At 66.9% G+C, this 19,301-nt stretch carries 14 protein-coding genes; 9 read left to right on the top strand and 5 right to left on the bottom strand.

Annotation, left to right across the window (positions count from 1 at the left end):
- Window positions 1–271 precede the first annotated feature (271 nt).
- The 4 genes from QCE64_RS32720 (at window position 272) to QCE64_RS32735 (ending at window position 7,647) form a co-directional block, all read left to right on the top strand.
- Entirely contained in the window at window positions 272–1,390 is a 1,119-nt protein-coding gene (locus QCE64_RS32720; RefSeq protein ID WP_310008295.1) for an efflux RND transporter periplasmic adaptor subunit, read from the top strand.
- Window positions 1,387–4,518, top strand: coding sequence for an efflux RND transporter permease subunit (locus tag QCE64_RS32725; RefSeq protein WP_310008296.1), 3,132 nt, complete (start codon window positions 1,387–1,389; stop codon window positions 4,516–4,518). Before QCE64_RS32720 ends, QCE64_RS32725 begins: the two co-directional genes overlap by 4 nt.
- Window positions 4,515–5,984, top strand: coding sequence for an efflux transporter outer membrane subunit (locus QCE64_RS32730; RefSeq protein ID WP_310008299.1), 1,470 nt, complete (start codon window positions 4,515–4,517; stop codon window positions 5,982–5,984). Before QCE64_RS32725 ends, QCE64_RS32730 begins: the two co-directional genes overlap by 4 nt.
- 88 nt (window positions 5,985–6,072) lie before the next feature.
- Window positions 6,073–7,647 (top strand): methyl-accepting chemotaxis protein, encoded by a 1,575-nt coding sequence (locus QCE64_RS32735; RefSeq protein WP_310008300.1) that lies wholly within the window; start codon window positions 6,073–6,075, stop codon window positions 7,645–7,647.
- Here QCE64_RS32735 and QCE64_RS32740 read toward each other — a convergent pair.
- On the bottom strand, window positions 7,644–8,963 hold the full coding sequence (locus QCE64_RS32740; protein ID WP_310008302.1) for a chloride channel protein: 1,320 nt from the start codon (window positions 8,961–8,963) through the stop codon (window positions 7,644–7,646). The two genes, QCE64_RS32735 and QCE64_RS32740, sit on opposite strands and share 4 nt — an antisense overlap.
- Before the next feature lie 183 nt (window positions 8,964–9,146).
- On the opposite strand from QCE64_RS32740, the gene QCE64_RS32745 reads away from it, so the two are divergent.
- Together QCE64_RS32745 and QCE64_RS32750 are read left to right on the top strand one after the other, a co-directional pair.
- Window positions 9,147–9,653 carry an AraC family transcriptional regulator gene (locus tag QCE64_RS32745; RefSeq protein ID WP_309926883.1) on the top strand — a complete coding sequence of 169 codons (507 nt, stop codon included), beginning with the start codon at window positions 9,147–9,149 and terminating at the stop codon, window positions 9,651–9,653.
- Window positions 9,650–10,066 (top strand): VOC family protein, encoded by a 417-nt coding sequence (locus QCE64_RS32750; protein ID WP_309926884.1) that lies wholly within the window; start codon window positions 9,650–9,652, stop codon window positions 10,064–10,066. Before QCE64_RS32745 ends, QCE64_RS32750 begins: the two co-directional genes overlap by 4 nt.
- 17 nt (window positions 10,067–10,083) lie before the next feature.
- On the opposite strand, the gene QCE64_RS32755 is transcribed toward QCE64_RS32750, so the two are convergent.
- Together QCE64_RS32755 and QCE64_RS32760 are read right to left on the bottom strand one after the other, a co-directional pair.
- The gene (locus tag QCE64_RS32755; protein WP_309935124.1) at window positions 10,084–11,106 is read right to left on the bottom strand and encodes a sulfate ABC transporter substrate-binding protein; all 1,023 of its coding nucleotides are present in this window, start codon (window positions 11,104–11,106) and stop codon (window positions 10,084–10,086) included.
- A gap of 90 nt (window positions 11,107–11,196) precedes the next feature.
- Complete coding sequence (locus QCE64_RS32760; RefSeq protein WP_310008305.1) at window positions 11,197–11,835, bottom strand: alpha/beta hydrolase; 639 nt, start codon at window positions 11,833–11,835, stop codon at window positions 11,197–11,199.
- A gap of 178 nt (window positions 11,836–12,013) precedes the next feature.
- Between QCE64_RS32760 and QCE64_RS32765 the strand changes: the two genes are divergently transcribed.
- Window positions 12,014–12,793, top strand: coding sequence for a GntR family transcriptional regulator (locus QCE64_RS32765; RefSeq protein WP_310008307.1), 780 nt, complete (start codon window positions 12,014–12,016; stop codon window positions 12,791–12,793).
- 9 nt (window positions 12,794–12,802) lie between these two features.
- On the opposite strand, the gene QCE64_RS32770 is transcribed toward QCE64_RS32765, so the two are convergent.
- Together QCE64_RS32770 and ilvD are read right to left on the bottom strand one after the other, a co-directional pair.
- Window positions 12,803–14,626: an ATP-dependent DNA helicase RecQ gene (locus tag QCE64_RS32770; RefSeq protein WP_310008310.1), complete on the bottom strand. Its 1,824-nt coding sequence runs from the start codon at window positions 14,624–14,626 to the stop codon at window positions 12,803–12,805.
- A gap of 144 nt (window positions 14,627–14,770) precedes the next feature.
- Window positions 14,771–16,630: a dihydroxy-acid dehydratase gene (ilvD, locus tag QCE64_RS32775; protein WP_309926893.1), complete on the bottom strand. Its 1,860-nt coding sequence runs from the start codon at window positions 16,628–16,630 to the stop codon at window positions 14,771–14,773.
- Between the two features lie 315 nt (window positions 16,631–16,945).
- Here ilvD and QCE64_RS32780 point away from each other — a divergent pair, with 315 nt between their 5' ends.
- Both QCE64_RS32780 and QCE64_RS32785 read left to right on the top strand, forming a co-directional pair.
- Window positions 16,946–18,070 (top strand): hybrid-cluster NAD(P)-dependent oxidoreductase, encoded by a 1,125-nt coding sequence (locus QCE64_RS32780; protein ID WP_310008312.1) that lies wholly within the window; start codon window positions 16,946–16,948, stop codon window positions 18,068–18,070.
- Window positions 18,071–18,113: 43 nt separating this feature from the next.
- On the top strand, window positions 18,114–19,298 hold the full coding sequence (locus QCE64_RS32785) for a Xaa-Pro peptidase family protein (protein ID WP_310008314.1): 1,185 nt from the start codon (window positions 18,114–18,116) through the stop codon (window positions 19,296–19,298).
- The last annotated feature ends 3 nt before the right edge of the window (window positions 19,299–19,301 follow it).

Raw genomic sequence — 19,301 nt, forward strand, 5'->3', positions numbered from 1 at the left:
ATCGGCCAGCTTGCACATTCTGCTTTGCATTCGGATACAGGTGTGTATTAGAATCCACCGCAGTTTCTTTTCGGAATGACCGAAGCCCTTTGCGGGCGGGCCTGACAGACGCATGGAATAAGCCATCCGTCGCGCCAGGTCTCACGGACATCCCCGGTTTCAGCGGCTCTTTCCGGTTTTTGCTTCGCCACCAAGCGGCGCGCTTCGTTCGTTGCGGCACGCGCGCACTCATGCCCCGACGGGCGCCGAGGTTCCTGTGAAGCGCTTTTCCTTGACCACGCCAGCCTTCTCGCGCGCGGCAGCCATTCCGATCATCTGCACGACCCTCTGCGTCGCGCTCGCCGCCTGTCAGCGCCATGAGGCTGCCGCGCCCGCGCCCCGCCCCGTTGTCGCGGTCGAAGCCAAAGCGGATAACGCTGCACCGCTTGCCACGCTGCCCGGTCAAGTGCAGGCGCGTTATTCGACGCCGCTGTCCTTTCGCATCAACGGCAAGATTCTCGAGCGGCGCGTGCGCATCGGCGATACGGTGAAGGCGGGACAGACCGTCGCCCGACTCGATCCCGCCGATGTCGAAAAGAACAGCGCCAGCGCTCGCGCGCAACTCGACGCCGCCTCGCATCAACTCGTCTACGCCCAGCAGCAGCTCGACCGCGACCGCGCCCAGGCCGCCGAAAACCTGATCGCGCCCGCGCAGCTCGAACAGACGCAGAACGCCTATGCGTCGGCGCTGGCGCAGCGCAATCAGGCGCAGCAGCAGGCCGCGCTTGCCGGCGACCAGCTGCGCTATGCGACGCTCGCCGCCGATCACGCCGGCGTCATCACCGCCGAGCAAGCCGACACCGGCCAGAACGTCAACGCGGGTCAGGCCGTCTACACGCTGGCATGGAGCGGCGACATCGACGTGATCTGCGACGTGCCCGAGTCTTCGCTCGGCGCCTTCGCGGTCGGTCATGAAGCGGACGTGAAGCTCACCGCCCTTCCCGCGCGCACCTTCAAGGCGCGCGTGCGCGAACTCTCCCCGGCCGCCGACACGCAGAGCCACACCTGGCGCGCGAAGCTCACGCTCGAAGCGCCGACGCCCGAAGTCCGGCTCGGCATGACGGCCGACATCGCGTTCACCCCGGTGCAGACGGCCGGCGGCGCGTTCACGCTGCCGTCGACGGCCCTGTTCCACGACAACGGCCACCCTGGCGTATGGGTCGTGACGAAACCCGGCGACGCACTCGAACTGCGGCGCGTGGAAATCGCGCGCTTCGGCGAGCGCACCGTGACGGTGGCGAGCGGCCTCCAGGCGGGAGACCGCGTCGTGTGGCAAGGCGTGCATACCGTCTCGGCGGGCGAAAAGGTGCGCGTGGTCGCGCCCTTGCATCCCGAGGACTTCGCTTCATGAGCGCGCGCGATTCCACGTCCGGCGAAGACGCCGCGCAGCGTCACGAGGAAGGCCGCTTCAACCTGTCGGCATGGGCGCTGCGGCATCGCGCGCTGGTGATCTTCCTGATCGCGATGGCGACGATCTTCGGCATCCTTTCGTACACGCGCCTCGCGCAGTCGGAAGACCCGCCGTTCACGTTCCGCGTGATGGTCATCCGCACCTTCTGGCCGGGCGCAACCGCGCGTCAGGTGCAGGAAGAAGTGACCGACCGCATCGCGCGCAAGCTGCAGGAGACGCCGTACACGGACTTCATGCGCAGCTACTCGCGCCCGGGCGAATCGCTGCTGTTCTTCCAGATGAAGGACTCGGCGCCCGCGAAGGACGTGCCGGAAGAGTGGTATCAGATCCGCAAGAAGGTCGGCGATATCGCCGCGACGCTGCCGCCCGGCGTGCAGGGCCCGTTCTTCAACGACGAGTTCGGCGACGTCTACACCAACATCTTCGCGCTCGAAGGCGACGGCTTCTCGCCCGCGCAACTGCACGACTACGCCGATTCGCTGCGCACCGTGCTGTTGCGCGTGCCGGGTGTCGCGAAGGTGGATTATTTCGGCGACCAGGAAGAACGCATCTATATCGAGAGTCCCAACACGACGCTCACGCGCCTGTCCCTTTCGCCGCAGCAGATCGCGCAGGCCATCGACGGACAGAACGCCGTCGCGCCCGCCGGCGTGATGAACACGCCGAACGACCGCGTGTTCGTGCGCCCGAGCGGCCAGTTCAAGAGCATCGACGCGCTCGCCGATACGCTCATCGCCGTGAATGGCCGCTCGTTCCGGCTCGGCGACATCGCGAAGATCACGCGCGGCTACGTGGATCCGCCCGCCACGCAAATGCGCTCGGCCGGTGCGCCGGTGCTGGGCATCGGCGTGACGATGCAGCCCGGCGAGGACGTCGTGCGTCTCGGCAAGTCGCTCGATGCCGAGATGACCAGGTTGCGTGCGCAACTACCCGCGGGCCTGAAGCTCACCGAAGTCTCCAGCATGCCGCATGCGGTGTCGCATTCCGTCGATGACTTCCTCGAAGCCGTCGCGGAAGCGGTCATCATCGTGCTGATCGTGAGCCTGGTGTCGCTCGGCGTGCGCACGGGCATGGTCGTCGTGATCTCGATTCCCATCGTGCTCGCCGTCACCGCGCTCTTCATGTATCTGTTCGACATCGGCCTGCACAAGGTGTCGCTGGGCACGCTGATCCTGGCGCTCGGCCTGCTCGTGGACGACGCGATCATCGCCGTCGAGATGATGGCCGTGAAGCTCGAGCAGGGCTGGAACCGCACGCGAGCGGCGGCCTATGCCTACACCAGCACCGCGTTCCCGATGCTGACCGGCACCCTCGTCACGGTCGCCGGCTTCCTGCCGATAGCGCTCGCCAAGTCGAGCACCGGCGAGTACACGCGTTCGATCTTCGAAGTTTCGGCCATTGCGCTGATCGCGTCGTGGCTCGCGGCAGTCGTGCTGATTCCGCTGCTGGGCTACAAGCTGTTGCCCGAGCGCAAGAAGGAAGCGCATCTGCCCGACGATCACGAACACGACATCTACGACACGAAGTTCTATGGCCGCCTGCGCCGCTGGGTGGGCTGGTGCGTGCGGCGGCGTTTCGTGGTGCTGGCCGTCACGGTCGTGCTGTTCGTCATCGCGATGGCGGGCTTCACGCTCGTGCCGCAGCAGTTCTTCCCGAGCTCGGATCGCCCCGAGTTGCTGATCGACGTGCGCCTGCAGGAAGGCGCGTCGTTCGACGCCACCTTGCGCGAAGCGAAGCGCCTCGAAACCGCGCTGAAGGGCCGCGCGGAAATCGATCATGTCGTGAGCTTCGTCGGCACCGGCGCGCCGCGCTTCTACCTGCCGCTCGACCAGCAACTGCCGACGCCGAACTTCGCGCAATTCGTCGTCACGGCGAAGTCGGTGGAGGCGCGCGAACAACTGGCGCGCTGGCTCGATCCGATGCTGCGCGAACGCTTTCCCGCCGTGCGCACGCGTCTGTCGCGCCTGGAAAACGGGCCGCCGGTCGGCTATCCGGTGCAGTTCCGCGTCAGTGGCGACGATATCGGCACGGTGCGGCACATCGCCGAGCAGGTCGCCGCCGACATGCGCGCCGACACGCGCACCACCAATGTCCAGTTCGACTGGGACGAGCCGTCGGAACGCTCGGTGCGCTTCGAAGTGGATCAGCAGAAGGCGCGCGCGGCGGGCGTCACGTCGCAGGACACCGCCAGCTTTCTCGCGATGACGCAAAGCGGCACGACCGTCACGCAGTATCGCGAGCGCGACAAGCTGATCGGCGTCGATCTGCGCGCGCCACGCGCGGAACGCGTGGATCCGGCGCGCCTCGCCACGCTCGCGATGCCCACGCCGAACGGGCCGGTGCCACTGGGCGCGCTGGGGCGCGTCGTCGATACGCTCGAATACGGCGTGATCTGGGAACGCGACCGGCAGCCGACCCTGACCGTGCAGTCCGATGTCACGGGCAATGCGCAGGGCATTGACGTGACGAAGGCCATCGACGGCAAGCTCGATGCCATTCGCCGCGCGCTGCCGGTGGGCTATCGCATCGAGGTGGGCGGACCGGTGGAGGAAAGCGGCAAGGGCCAGGCGTCGATCAACGCGCAGATTCCGGTGATGGTGATCGTCGTGCTGACGCTGCTGATGATCCAGTTGCAGAGCTTCTCGCGCGTGATGATGGTCGTGCTCACCGCGCCGCTCGGGCTGATCGGCGTGGTCGTCACGCTGCTGGCCTTCGGCAAGCCGTTCGGCTTCGTCGCGATGCTCGGCGTGATCGCCATGTTCGGCATCATCATGCGCAACTCGGTGATCCTCGTCGACCAGATCGAGCAGGACATCGCCTCCGGCCACAAGCGATTCGACGCCATCATCGGCGCAACGGTCCGACGCTTCCGCCCGATCACGCTGACCGCCGCGGCCGCCGTGCTCGCGCTGATCCCGCTTCTGCGCAGCAACTTCTTCGGCCCGATGGCCACCGCGCTGATGGGCGGCATCACGAGCGCGACCGTGCTCACCCTGTTCTACCTGCCCGCGCTCTATGCCGCGTGGTTCCGCGTGAAGCTCGACGAACGCGAGGGAGCCTCGTCATGAACCGCACTCGTACGCTGATCTTCGCCGCGAGCGCCGTGCTCGCCGGCTGTGCGTTCGGCCCGGATGGCAAGCCGCCCGCGATGCCCACGCCCGCGCACTACGGCGCGCAGCCGCAAGCCGACGCCACCGTCACCGCCGAGGGCGCATCGCAACGTTTCGTCGGCGGTGCGCATGCGGTGCCCGAGTGGTGGAAGGCGTATCGCTCGGACACGCTGAACGCGCTCGTCGATGAAGGCCTGCGCAACAGCCCGGATCTCGCCGCCGCGGACAAGACGCTCGTCGCCGCACGCGAGCAATTGCGCGCACAGGTGGGCTCGTCGCTGTTGCCGTCCATCGACGCGGGCGCACAGACCACTCGCCAGCGCGCCCTCACCATCCCCGATTTCGGCCCGCCGACCGCGCTGTACAACCTCTTCGTCGGACAGATCCAGGCGCAATACACCTTCGACCTGTTCGGCGCAGCGCGCTTCGCGAACGCGTCGCTGGCGGCGCAGGTCGATCAGCAGGCCTTCCAGCTCGACGCCGCACGGCGCGCGCTCGCGGCGAACATCGTGACGGGCGCGCTCGGCGCGGCTTCTCTGCATGCGCAGATCGACATCACGGAACGGCTCATCGCGCTCGCGGGCGACGACGCCCATGACACCGAACGCCGCTATGCGCTCGGTTCGGCGTCGCGCGCCGACATGCTCACGGCCCAGCAGAACGCGGCCTCGCTCGCGGCGCAACTGCCCGGCTTGCGCGCGCAATGGCTCGCGAACCGTCATGCGCTGGCCGTGCTGCTCGGCCGCACGCCCGACCAGGCTCCCGACGATCTCGAGCTCGCGTGCCTCACCGTGCCGCCCGACGTGCCGCTCGTGCTGCCGTCGGAGCTGCTGCAGACGCGCCCCGACATCCAGGCCGCCGACGCCGCATTGAAGGCCGCCGCCGCGCAAGTGGGCGTCGCGACGGCGCAGTTGTTCCCGAGCCTGTCGATATCGGCATCGATGGGCCGGGGCGGCTTCAGCTGGCCGACGGCGCTGTCCGGCGCGGGCGCGTTGTGGAGCATCGGCGCTTCGCTGTCGGCGCCGATCTTCCACGGCGGCGCGTTGTTCGCGCAGCGGCGCGCGGCCATCGCCACGTACGACGCCGCCGTCGAGCAATACAAGCAGACGGTGCTGGCGGCCTTCCGCAACGTCGCGGATACGCTGGCGTCGCTGGAAAACGACGCCGAGGCGCTCGCCTTCGCGGACAGCGCGAGCAGCAAGGCGCGCGATGCCTCGGCCGATGCGCTCGCGCGGGTGCGGCTCGGCGCCATTCCGCCGCGCGCCGCGCGTAGCAGCGAGCAGCAGTCGTTGAACGCGCGCCTGACCGCGATCCGGGCCGGCAGCGCGCGCATGAGCGACACGGCCGCGCTGTTCCAGGCGATGGGCTCACCGCTCGCCGCCGCGCAAAGCGTGACGAATGCGAATTCAAACGGCCTAAAGTAAAACGAATCTTCTCCGTAAACATTTTGAAAGAATAGGATTTGCTCTTGCGCGCAAATCTGCGTCAAACCGTCCACGGAGAAGTCAAAACATGAAGGTCGTCACCAAACTCAGTCTGGGCTTTGGCATCGTGCTGTCGATGCTGCTCGCCGTGCTCGCCTACGGACTCTTCAGCATGGCGCAGATCCAGGCGCGCTTCGACGAAGTAGTCGAAGTCAACAATGAGGAAGCCCGGCTCGCACACGCGCTGACGCTCTCGATCAGCGACCGCATGATCGCGCTGCGCAACGTCGCGCTGATGAGCGACATCGCTGCGATCGAAACCGAGAAGCAACGCATCCGCACGCAGGCGCAGGGTTATGCGGAAGCCTTCGACGCGCTCGGCAAGCGTTTCGCGCAGAACGACCACACCGAAGCCCGCGAACGCGCGCTGTTCGACACCTTGCGCACGAACGCGGCCGCTGCCGCGCCGATCATCGAGCGCGCAGTGACGCTCGCCGAGGCACGCGACCAGCAGGGCGCGACGCGTGTGCTGATCGACGAACTGCGTCCCGTGCAGCGCAGCTGGATGAACGCCGCGAAAGAGATGGTGGCGTTGCAGGACCAGCAGAACGCGAGCGCCAATCGCGATGCCGACGCCGCCTACGCCCGCGCGAAAGCCATCATGATCGCGCTCGGCGTGCTGGCCACGCTGAGCGGCGCAGCAGCGGCGCTGCTCATCACACGCGCGCTGACCCGTGCCCTCGGCGGCGAGCCGGACGAAGCCAAGGCGCTGGCGGCGCGCATCGCGCAAGGCAATCTGCGCGAGCCGGTCGCGACCGCGCATCGTCATCCCGACAGCCTGATGGTCTCGCTCGAAAGCATGCGCGCACGCCTCAATGCGATCGTGCTGGGCATTCAGTCGTCGAGCATCACGATTGCCGGCGCGGCGCGCGAGATCGCACAGGGCACCGTGGATCTGTCGCGGCGTACCGAATCGCAGGCGGCTTCGCTCGAAGAAACCGCAGCGAGCATGGAGGAACTGGCCAGCACCGTCGCGAAGAATGCCGACAACGCCGCCCAGGGCACGCACGCCGCCACCCAGGCGTGCGGCGACGCCACGCAGGGCGGCGCGAACGTCAACGAGGTCGTCGCGACCATGCGCGGCATCGCGCAGGGCTCGTCGCACATGGCGGACATCATCGGCGTGATCGAGGGCATCGCCTTCCAGACCAACATTCTCGCGCTCAACGCCGCAGTGGAAGCCGCCCGCGCCGGCGATCAGGGACGCGGCTTCGCGGTCGTCGCCGGCGAGGTGCGCGCGCTGGCCCAGCGCAGCGCCGTGGCCGCGAAGGAGATCAAGACCCTCATCGACGATTCCACCACGCGCGTGGCCAGCGGCTCGGCGCTCGTCGAGCATGCAGGCAGCGCAATCGAAGGACTGGTGGCTTCCGTGAACCGCGTGACGGTCATCATGAGCGAAGTGGCCGCCGCATCCGGGGAGCAGCGCACGGGCATCGATCAGGTCAATGTGGCGGTGGCCCAGATGGACGAAGTCACGCAGCAGAACGCGGCGCTCGTCGAACAGGCTTCGGCGGCCGCGCAGTCGCTCGCCGAACAGGCTGAGTCGCTGCGTGAAGCGGTGTCGGTGTTCCAGGTCGAGCGCAACGCGCTTCACCATGCCTAATCCGACACCCCGTGCAGTCCCTGCGCGGGCGCAGGAGCCGGCGCGGTCGCAGGCGCAAGCGCCGACGCCGGACGCGTCTCGCCCAGCGCGCGGAAGGTCATCATGGCGCCCGCGATCGCCAGCGCCAGCGGAATCAGGAAGCCCTGCTCGATGTTCGTGAACTCGAGCGTCAGCACCAGCGCGGTCAGGGGCATCTGCATCGCCGAGGCCAGGAAGGCCGCCGCGCCGATCACCGCGAACGCCCCCAGCGGCGTGCCCGGCCAGAACCCATTCCAGACGCTGCCGAGCACCACGCCGAGCAGCGCGCCGTTCGTCAGGCTCGGCGTCATCAAGCCGCCTTGCGCGCCCGCGCGCAGCGAGCTCACCTCGATGATCACCTTCAGCACCAGCAGCACGCCGGCGAGCGCAGACCCGAGATGGTCCTCGAAGGACAGCCCGGCGGCGCTCTTGCCGTTGCCCGCAAGCTGCGGGTAATAGACGACGAGCACGCCGACGAGCATGAAGTTCAGGATCAGCAGCATGGGCAGCGACGTGCCGCGCGCCGCGTTCGCGCGCGCCGCCTTGGTGAACTTCACGAAGAGCCGCGCGGCCGCGCCGAACAGCGGACTCGTGACGACGGCCCAGACGATCAGCTGCGCATCGAGCGAATAGACCGGCAGACGATAAGTCTGCGCATCGCCCAGTCCGATCCAGGCGACGAACGCGCCGATAGCCGACGTCAGCAGCGCGGCGACGACGATGCGTGCTTCGAACGTGGCGAGCAGCACTTCCAGCACGAACACCGCGCCGCCGAGCGGCACGTTGTAGACCGCCGCGAGCCCCGCGCCCGCGCCGCACGCCATCATGATCCGCGCTTGCGCCGGCGTGAGCTTCGCGTAGTGCGCGAGCCAGCCGGCCCACAGCGCGCCGATTTCGCGCGGCGCAACCTCGCGGCCGAGCGGCGAGCCCATCGCGACGGTCACGATCTGCAGAAGCGAATTGGCGACGGTGCTGGCGGGCGGCATGCGCGGACCGTCGGCCTTGATGGCGTCCGCGACGCTGACGAGCGGCTTGCCGAAGCGATACAGGAGCCACCAGCCCCCGCCCCCGATCACGCCGCACAGCGTCAGGACGATGAAGCGGCGTTGCGGCGACGCGCTGCTGATGCCTTGAAGGAAGCTTTCCTTGCCGGGCAACGAATCGACGCTATAGCCAAACGCGACATGCTGCACCGCATGCAGCAGCAGCGCGAGCAACATGCCGCCGAGCCCCGCGCCCACGCCGACGAGCACGGTAACGACGACGAGTTTCGCGGCCGGATTCGAAGTCGTGGACATCGCGTTCACCTTGTGAACAGAAGAATGGACAGGGATCAGCCTGAGGCCACGCGGGCGGGTGCTGCTTCGTGCGCTGCTTCGCACACATGCCATGCTTGCGGAATCGCACGGATTCGTGCACATGCTTATACGACGCCGCGTTCGCGCCTACACTAAACGAAATTTGCCTGCCGTTCCGGATTCATGCCACCTCGCCCGCTTCCCTCCGCCGCTCCGCTCGAAGACCCCGCCCTGCTGCGCCGCCTGCTGCGCGCGAAGGACCGCATGGACGCCGCCTCGCACGAGGCCTGGCCGGTCGCCCGGCTGGCCAACGTGAGCGGCGTCTCCGAAGCGCATTTCGCGCGGTCCTTCAAGCGCGCGTTCGGGCTACCGCCGCATCGCTATCTGCTGACGCGGCGCATCGAGCAAGCCACCAGCCTGCTGCGCGATACCGAACTGAGCATTACCGAGATCGCCTTCGCCACCGGCTGGGAAAGCCTCGGCACGTTCGGCCGCGTGTTCCGCGACATCAAGGGCAGCAGCCCCGGCGCCGTGCGCAGCGCGCTGCGCGCCGCAGACAGTCCGCTGCGGCAGGTGCCCGCCTGTGTCCTGAAGGCCGCGCTGCGTCCCGATCTGACGATGGCAGTTTTGGAGAAGCGCCGCCGTTCGGCCACGGCTACAGTGCGCTCATCAACCCAGGAGGAAACATGAGCGACGGTATCAATGTGGTGGGCGTGTATGTCGACGATCAGGACGCAGCGCTGGATTTCTACGTCGACAAGCTGGGATTCCGCGTTCATACGGACGTGCGCAACGGCGACTATCGCTGGCTCACGGTGCAGCATCCGGACCAGCCGGCGTTCCAGCTGGGGCTGTTCGCGCCCGGCCCGCCGATTCACGACGACGCCACCGCGCAAACCCTGCGCGCGATGATCGCCAAGGGCGCGATGCCGCCGCTCGTGCTCGCGGTCGCCGATTGCCGCGCGGCTTACGCGCGGCTCAAGGCGCGCGGCGTGGAATTCACGCAGGAGCCGGTGGAGCGCTACGGCAGCGTGGATGCGGGTTTTCGCGATCCCGCCGGCAACGGCTGGAAGATGATCCAGGCGCCGCGCGGCGGGCAGTAATCGCAAGTGCAGCGCGCTCAGTTCTTGTCGGCGACGACCTGATCGAAGGTGCCCCCATCGGCGAAGTGAAGCTTCTGCGCGTTCTGCCAGTTGCCGAACAACTGCTCGACCGTGAAGGTCTTCAACGGCTTGAACTCGCTCGCATGTTTCGCCAGCACGCCGGGATCGCGCGGACGCAGATGATGCTGCGCGATGATCTCCTGCGCCGCCGGCGTGTACAGGAAGTCGAGATACGCCTGCGCCTGCTTGCGCGTGCCGCGCTTGTCCACCACCTTGTCGACAATGGACACCGGCGGCTCGGCCAGCAGGCTCACTGACGGATACACCGCCTCGAAGTCCTTCGCGCCCGGTCCCGCGCTCATCAGGCCCACTTCGTTTTCGAAGGTGACCAGCACGTCGCCGATGCCGCGCTGCGTGAAGGTGGTCGTCGCGCCGCGGCCGCCGGTGTCGAGCACCGGCACGTTCTTGAAGATGGCTTTTTCGAAGGCCTGCGCCTGCGCGTCGGTGGCGCCCTGCTGCTTCTTGTAGCCCCACGCCGCGAGATAGGTATAGCGGCCGTTGCCCGAAGTCTTCGGATTGGCGATCACCACCTGCACGCCGTTGCGCGCCAGATCGTTCCAGTCCTTGATGTTCTTCGGATTGCCCTTGTGGACGAGGAACACCATCGTCGTGGTGTAAGGCGCGCTGGCATCCGGCAGACGGCTGCGCCAGTTGGCGGGCACCAGTTGCCCGCGTTCGGCGAGCAGGTCGATGTCGTTCGGCTGGTTCATCGTCACGACGTCCGCCTGGAGACCCTGCGTCACCGAGAGCGCCTGCGCGCTCGATGCACCATGCGACTGCCGCACCGAAACCGTCTCGCCGGTCTTCTTCTTGTAGTCCGCGATGAACGCGGAATCGATGTCCTTGTACAGCTCGCGCGTGACGTCGTAGGACACGTTGAGGAGCGTCGTGTCCGCATGCGCGACGCCGGTCATGCCGAGTGTGATACCGAGGGTGACACCAACCGCGGCTGCGATCAGCAGCTTCTTGTGTACCGCCATTCTTGTTCTCCAGTGACAGGGTTTCGATACTGCACAACAGACGAAGGCCGCTCGAAGGCGGCCATTTTTATACGGCAGGATCAACAGCGCTTATCCGTACGCGCGCCGTTGCTCCGTCTCGTCTTCATGTTCGTGTTCGTGTTCGTCGCCGGACGGTGCGCGCCGCGCGAGCGTCTCGACGAAATGCTTCGCCAGCGGCCACGGTCCGAAACCCGCCGCCGTGTTCACGTGCCCCGCGTCGCCGAGATTGATGAACGCGCTGTTCCAGTGCTGCGCCAGCGTGCGTGCTTCGTCGAGCGGCATCCACGGATCGGTTTCGCTGCCCACCACGAGCGAGAGCGTGTCCAGACGCCGTGCGCTGAAGTTGCCGGCAAAGCGGAACTTCGCCGGACTCGCGGGGGCGACGAACAGCACGCCCTGCACTTGCGCGCCGGTAGGCTTCAGATGCGCAAGCGCATGCGCGGTCGCGAGACAGCCGAAGCTATGCGCCGCGATGACCACCGGACCGTCGAGGTCCGCCAGTTCGTCGCGTACCGCGTCGCTCCAGGTGTCGAGATGCGGCAGGTCCCAGTTGCGCTGCTCGACGCGCCGCGCCGACGCCACCTCGCCTTCGAGCCAGCTCTGCCAGTGCGCGTCCTCGCTGCCGTACAGACCCGGCACGGTGACGAGCGTGACGGCCGCCCGCGAGACTTCCGCTTCCCGTGTTCCACCCGCGCTGCGTTCGCTCATGTTCATCCTCGCTGCGACCCGAATCGATCAGGCCTCATTCTCAGCGAGCGCACCGCGTGGGCTAAGCAATTTTTCGTCATTTGTTTATGACCGGCGGGCCGCGCGGCAGGCATCGCTATAATCGCTGCACGCCGCGTCCGGTCGCGCACATGCGCCCGCCTTCTGCCCCGCCACCCTCATGCCCACCCGCCGATCCGTCGCTCCCCCCGCTGTTTTCCCGGACTCGCCGGTGCCGCTGTATGCGCAGATCAAGGACACGCTGCGCGCCGGGATTCTCGACGGACGCTATCCGCCGCACAGCCGCATGCCGTCGGAGAGCGAGCTCCAGGCGATGTTCGACGTAAGCCGCATCACCATCCGCCAGGCGCTCGGCGATCTGCAGAAGGAAGGCTTGATCTTCAAGGTACACGGCAAGGGCTCGTTCGTCTCCCAGCCGCGAGCGTTCCAGAACGTGACGTCGCTGCAGGGTTTTGCCGAGGCGATGTCGGAAGGCGGCCACGACATCCTCAACCGCGTGCTGAGCTTCGACATCGTGCCGGCGGCCGACGAAGTCGCCGCCCGGCTCGGTCTTGCGCCGGGCAGTCCGGTGGCGGAGATTCATCGCGTGAGGTTGCTGAATCGCGCGCCGGTTTCATACGAGATCAGCTTTCTCCCCGAGCACTTCGCGCGACCGCTCGCGCGCGCGGACCTCGTGACGCGCGACATCTTCCTGATCCTCGAGAACGATTGCGCCGTGCCGCTCGGCCGCGCGGATCTCGCCATCGACGCCATCGCGGCGCCGGTTGAGATCGCGCAGTCGCTCGATGTGAAGAAAGGCGCGCCGCTGTTGCGCATCGAGCGTCTTACGCACGGGGCGGACGGCATGCCGGTCGATTTCGAGTACCTCTATTTTCGCGGCGACACGTTTCAATACCGGCTGCGCATCGACCGCGAGCGCCCGGCGAGCAAAGCCCGCTGAAGCCGTGCGTCAGGACGCCTTGCGTGCGCGCTTCACGTACTCGCCGATGAAGGTGCGCACAGCGTCGTCCGCGAAGCGCACCGCGACACGCTCGCCGCTGATCATCTCGACGACACCCTCGCCATAACGGCGCACGCGCACGCGATCGCCCTCCTTGAAGCGCGCTGCTTCCGGACGCGTCGACTTGCTCTGTTCCGCGCGTTCCTGTTCCCGCTGTTCGCGCGGACTCTCGCTCACTTGCGGCGGATGCAGGCAGTTGTCGCAGGTGCCGCAGCGCTCGCCGCCGAGCTCGTCCTCGGGCTTCCGATAGCGGATCTCGCTCGCCTGCCGCGGCGCCGCCGAACGCGTAGCCTCGATGTCTTCCGCGAAGTAGTCGAGCAGCGTGCGCCAGCGGCATTGCGCGCCCTGCGCATAGCCGATCATGCGTTCGAGCACGGCGCGATCGCGTTCCGAGCGCGCCGCATACTCTTCGGCGGCGGCATCGAGCCGGGATTCGTCGAAGTGTCCATCGCTCAGTTTGAGTCCGCCGCGTTGCGTGCGCCGCGTCATGCCGATATCGCCAAGCAGCGCCGTCGCGACCCGCAGCTTGTTCGCGCCGATATCCGGCAGCGCTTCACGCAGACGCGCGAGCGGTCTCTCCAGCGTCCCGCTTCCGCTTTCCTGCGCGAACTCATGCACTTTCGCCGCCACGCGCGCGATGGTCTCGCGGCTCGGATAGCGGCCGCTCATGAAGAACTGCTGCACGTGCCGGTCCTTCATCTCGAACAGCAGCGTGCAGCGCGCGGGTTGTTCATCGCGGCCGGCGCGGCCGGCTTCCTGATAGTAGGCATCGAGGCTGCCCGGCATCTGCGCATGGATCACGAAGCGGATATCGGGTTTGTCGATGCCCATGCCGAATGCGTTGGTCGCGACCATCACGCGCACGCGGTCTTCCATGAACGCGTCCTGCGACTCCGACCGCTCGGCCGACGACAGCTTGCCGTGATAGCGCCCCGCCTCGACACCGGCCTCGACGAGCGCGGCATGCAGCGCCTCGCATTCGGCGATGGTCGCGCAATAGACGATGCCGCTGCCCTGCGCCTCGCGCACGCATTCGATCGCGCGCCGCCGCTTGTCTTCCGGATTGGTCAGCTGTTCGACGCTGAAGTGCAGGTTGTCGCGATAGACGCCCGTATGGATCACGCGAGCGTGCCGCATCGCCAGTTCGCGCACGATGTCCTCGATGACGGCGGGGGTCGCCGTCGCGGTCAGCGCGAGCACGGGCGGCCGATCGAGCGCCTTGATGGCATGCACGAGTTCGACATAGGCCGGGCGGAAGTCGTGACCCCACTGCGAGATGCAATGCGCTTCGTCGATCACGACGAGCGCAATGGCCGGCATGCCGGGCGCGGCGAGTTCGGCGGTGAAGTCGGCGTTCGAGAGCCGCTCGGGCGTAACGAAGAGCATGCGCACCGCATGCCTGGCGACGGCTTCCATGGCCTCGCGCGCCTCGCGCGCCGTCAGCGTGCTGTTGAGCACAGTGGCCGCGATGCCGGCCTCGGCGAGCTTCGACGCCTGATCGCGCATCAGCGAGATGAGCGGCGAGACGATCACCGTCATGCCGTCGAACTGGAGCGCGGGCAATTGGTAGCACAGCGACTTGCCGGCGCCGGTGGGCATGACGGCGAGCGTGTCGTGGCCGTCAAGCACGCTGCGGATCACCTCGTCCTGGCCCGGCCGCAGGTTCGGAAAGCCGAAGACGCGGCGCAAGGCGCTTTCGAGTTCGTCGTCGAGCGGTTTGCGCTTTCGTGCGCTGCGTACGCTGTGTGCTTCGTGGGCGTGTGGGTCGTTCATGCGTGCGGCTCATATGCCCGTCCGCCGAGTGCGGCCAGTGCGCAAGGCTTCGAGCAAACCCCGTACCTCGACGCACGCCGAAGCAGGCGAAAAAAAACCGCTCCTGAAGGAGCGGCCTGCGCGCCTGAACGCAGAGCGACACAATCAGTCGTCGAGCAGCGACAGATCGCGCACCGCGCCCTTGTCCGCCGACATCACGAGCTTCGCATACGCCTTCAGCGCCGCCGATACCTTGCGCGGACGCGGCTTCGCCGGCTTCCAGCCCTTGGCGTTCTGCTCCTCGCGGCGTTGCGCGAGTTCCTCGTCGGAGAGCAGCACGTCGATCCGGCGATTCGGAATGTCGATGCGAATGCGGTCGCCGTCGCGCACCAGGCCGATCGCGCCGCCCGCCGCCGCTTCCGGCGAGCAATGGCCGATCGACAGTCCCGACGTGCCGCCCGAGAAGCGGCCATCCGTCAGCAGCGCGCAGGACTTGCCCAAGCCCTTCGACTTGATGTAGCTCGTCGGGTAGAGCATTTCCTGCATGCCCGGGCCGCCCTTCGGACCTTCGTAGCGCACGATCACGATATCGCCCGCCTTCACTTTGTCGTTCAGGATGTTCTCCACGGCCTCGTCCTGCGATTCCGTGACGTGCGCGCTGCCTTCGAACACCAGGATGCTTTCATCGACGCCCGCGGTCTTCACCACGCAGCCATCCAGCGCGATGTTGCCCGTCAGCACCGCCAGACCGCCTTCCTTCGAGAACGCGTGCTCGTACGAGCGGATGCAGCCTTCCGCGCGGTCGCTGTCGAGGCTCGGCCAGCGCGTGTTCTGGCTGAACGCCACCTGCGTCGGAATGCCGGCCGGGCCCGCCATGTAGAAGGTCTTCACGGCTTCGTCGTCGGTACGCTTGATGTCCCACTGCGCGAGCGCGTCGCCCAGCGTGGGCGCGTGCACGGTCGGCACGTCCGTGTGCAGCTTGCCTGCGCGTTCCAGTTCGCCCAGGATGGCCATGATGCCGCCCGCGCGATGCACGTCCTCGATGTGGTACTTGTTCGTGTTCGGCGCGACCTTGCACAGCTGCGGCACCGTGCGCGACAGACGGTCGATGTCGGCCATCGTGAAGTCGATCTCGGCTTCCTGCGCAATCGCCAGCAAGTGCAGGATGGTGTTGGTCGAACCGCCCATCGCGATGTCGAGCGTCATCGCGTTCTCGAACGCCTTGAAGCCCACCGAACGCGGCAGCAGACGCGTTTCTTCCTCTTCGTAGTAACGCCGCGCCAGCCCGACAATCTCGCGTCCCGCGCGCTTGAAAAGCTGCTCGCGGTCGGCGTGCGTCGCGACCACGGTGCCGTTGCCCGGCAGCGAGAGGCCGAGCGCCTCGGTCAGGCAGTTCATCGAGTTGGCCGTGAACATGCCCGAGCACGAACCGCACGTCGGGCACGCGGAGCGTTCCACTTCAGCCACTTCGGCGTCCGAGTACTTCTGGTCCGCGGCGATCACCATGGCGTCGACGAGGTCGAGCTTCTTGAACTCCATGGCCTTCGTGACGGGATTCGCGAGGCGCGTCTTGCCGGCTTCCATCGGACCGCCGGACACGAAGATCACCGGGATGTTCAGGCGCATCGCAGCCATCAGCATGCCGGGGGTGATCTTGTCGCAATTGGAGATGCACACCATGGCGTCGGCGCAATGCGCGTTGACCATGTATTCCACCGAATCCGCGATGATCTCGCGGCTCGGCAGCGAGTACAGCATGCCGTCGTGACCCATGGCGATGCCGTCATCCACCGCGATGGTGTTGAATTCCTTGGCCACGCCGCCCGCGGCCTCGATCTCGCGCGCGACCAGCTGTCCCAGATCCTTCAGGTGCACGTGGCCGGGCACGAACTGGGTGAACGAATTGACCACCGCGATGATCGGCTTCGAGAAGTCTTCGTCTTTCATGCCGGTGGCGCGCCACAGCGAGCGCGCCCCCGCCATGTTGCGGCCGGCGGTGGAGGTTTTGGAACGGTAAGTGGGCATCGTGGGTGGCTTTGAAAATTGTCGCGAAAATGAAAGCGGGCCACGAGGATAAAGGCCCTTTGCCCTTGCCTGAACGGCCTGCGGACAGCCTTTTGGGCGCCGCTTTTGAGCAAAGGCTGAATTATCCCACAGCGGCGCGCAGCGGCCCTGAGCCAACGACGCGGACGCATAACCTCATGTAATGACAGCGCGAAATTAAAGCGCATTGACGCTGTCCGGGCGCAAATCGATACTCGATGCCAGCCCCTCCCGGCCCCGCGCCGCCCCGCAAACCCGCGCCAGACAAGGCGCTCCGACCGTTCCGACGCCATCAACATGCCCGAGAGAAGCCTTGCCCCCGCCCCGGACGCCGACAGCGTGTTTTCGAGTCCCGGCACCTGGGAGCGCGGCGGCGAGCCGTGGGCCAGCAGCGAGCAACGCACGCTGACGTGCTGCCGCGTCACCGACGAGACCCACGACGTCAGGAGCTTCGAATTCCGCGTCGGCGATGGCGCGCCCGTGCGCTTCGAACCCGGCCAGTTCCTGACCATCCGGGCAAACGTCGCGGGCATGCCGGTGGAGCGCTGCTACACGATTTCCTCGCCGCCGACGCGTCCGTGGCTCGTCTCGATCACCGTGAAGCGCGTGCCGGGCGGGATCGTCTCGCACTGGCTGCACGACACGCTGAAGCCGGGCCACGCGTTGCGCGCGTACGGGCCGTCCGGAAGCTTCACCGCGACGGCCGCTGCGTCGCTCAAATCGCTCTATCTTTCCGCCGGGTCCGGTGTGACGCCCCTGATGTCGATGACCCGCGCCGCCCTCGATCTCGGACTCGACCGCGACGTGATCTTCATCCACAGCGCGCGAACCCCGGCCGACATCGTCTTCCGTGACGAACTGCGGCGCCTTGCCGCCCAGTCGCCGCGCCTGCGGACGTTCTTCGTGTGCGAGGGCAGCGGCGACGAAGCGGACTGGCGCGGCGCCATCGGCCGGCTGAGTCTGCGTTTGCTGTCCGAGTGGGCGCCCGACTACGCCGAGCGCGAAGTCTTCACCTGCGGTCCCGCCGGCTATATGAGCGCCGTGCGCGACCTGCTGCGCGAAGGCGGTCATGACCCTGCGCGCTATCACCAGGAAAGCTTCGATCTCGGCGCGGGGGTCGCGCCGGAGCCGGTAGACGATGCGCCGTCGATTGCACAGGAAAGCTTCACGGTGAAGCTGTCCCGCTCGTCGAAGAGCTTCACGATGAACCCGTCCGAAACCGTGCTGGCGGCGGCGCGCAAGGCGGGCGTGGCGATCCCGTCGTCGTGCAGTCAGGGCGTATGCGGCACCTGCAAGACGAAACTGCTGGACGGCACGGTCGACATGAAGCACAACGGCGGCATTCGCGAGCGCGAGATCCAGAAGGGCTTCCGGCTGCTGTGCTGCAGCCGGCCGACCTCCGACCTGACGCTCGAACTCTGAAGCTGCGCCGCCATCCACGAATATTCTTTTGAGGAGCGACAGCATGGCGGTCGAAGCGAACATGCGCGACGTGCGGACCTACCGGTTCGCGCGCGTGCTGGAGCAGATGCGCGAACACGCGGTGCCCGCGCTGCTGCTGTATGACCCGGTGAACATCCGTTACGCGACGGATACCTCCAACATGCAGGTGTGGTGCGGCCGCAATCCGGCGCGCTACGTGATGATCTTCGCGGACGGCCGGATCGTCGCATGGGAATTCCACAGCAGCGAACATGTGTGGGACGGCATCGATCTCGACGTGGAGTGGCGCGGCGCCACCAGCTGGACCTTCTTCAATGCCGGTCACGAAGCCGAACGCCGCGCCGAGACCTGGGGCGCGGAGATCGTCGATGTGCTGCGCACCCATGCGCCGGGCGAGACGCGCCTTGCCGTCGATCGGCTCGATCCCTTCGGCACCGTTTATCTCGAGCAACACGGCATCGCGCTATTCGACGGCCAGCTTCTCATGGAAAGCGCGCGCCTCATCAAGTCGCCGGACGAACTCGTGCTGATCGGCGCATCCTTGCGCACCGCCGAGCAAGGCATCCAACGCATGCGGGAAGCGCTTCGGCCGGGCATCACCGAAAACGAACTGTGGGCGCATCTGCATTTCGAGAACATCCGCCACGGCGGCGAGTGGATCGAAACACGGCTGCTCGCTTCCGGCGAGCGCACCAATCCGTGGATGCACGAATGCTCGGCGCGCGTGCTGCAAAACGGCGATCTCCTCGCCTTCGATACCGACATGGTCGGCCCGCACGGCTATTGCTCGGATATCTCGCGGACGTGGCTGGTCGGCGACGGACGCCCGTCCGGCGAACAGCGCGCCCTCTACGAACAGGCCTATGCGCAAGTCCACACCAACATGGATCTGCTGAAGCCCGGCATGACGTTTCGCGAGTTCTCCGAGAAGGCGTGGCGCATTCCCGAGCGCTTCATCAAGAACCGCTATTGCTGTCTGGCGCACGGCATCGGCATGGTGGATGAATATCCGTCGATCGCCCATCAGGTCGACTGGGACAGCGCGGGCTATGATGGCCGTTTCGAGCCGGGCATGACGGTGTGCGTCGAAAGCTATATCGGCGCCGAGGGCGGCACGCAGGGCGTCAAGCTCGAACAACAGGTCGTCCTGACGGAGCATGGCTGCGAGCCGCTCACTTCCTGCCCCTTCGAAACCGACTGGCTATAGCGC

The sequence above is a fragment of the Caballeronia sp. LZ043 genome, assembly GCF_031451075.1.
GTDB lineage: Bacteria > Pseudomonadota > Gammaproteobacteria > Burkholderiales > Burkholderiaceae > Caballeronia.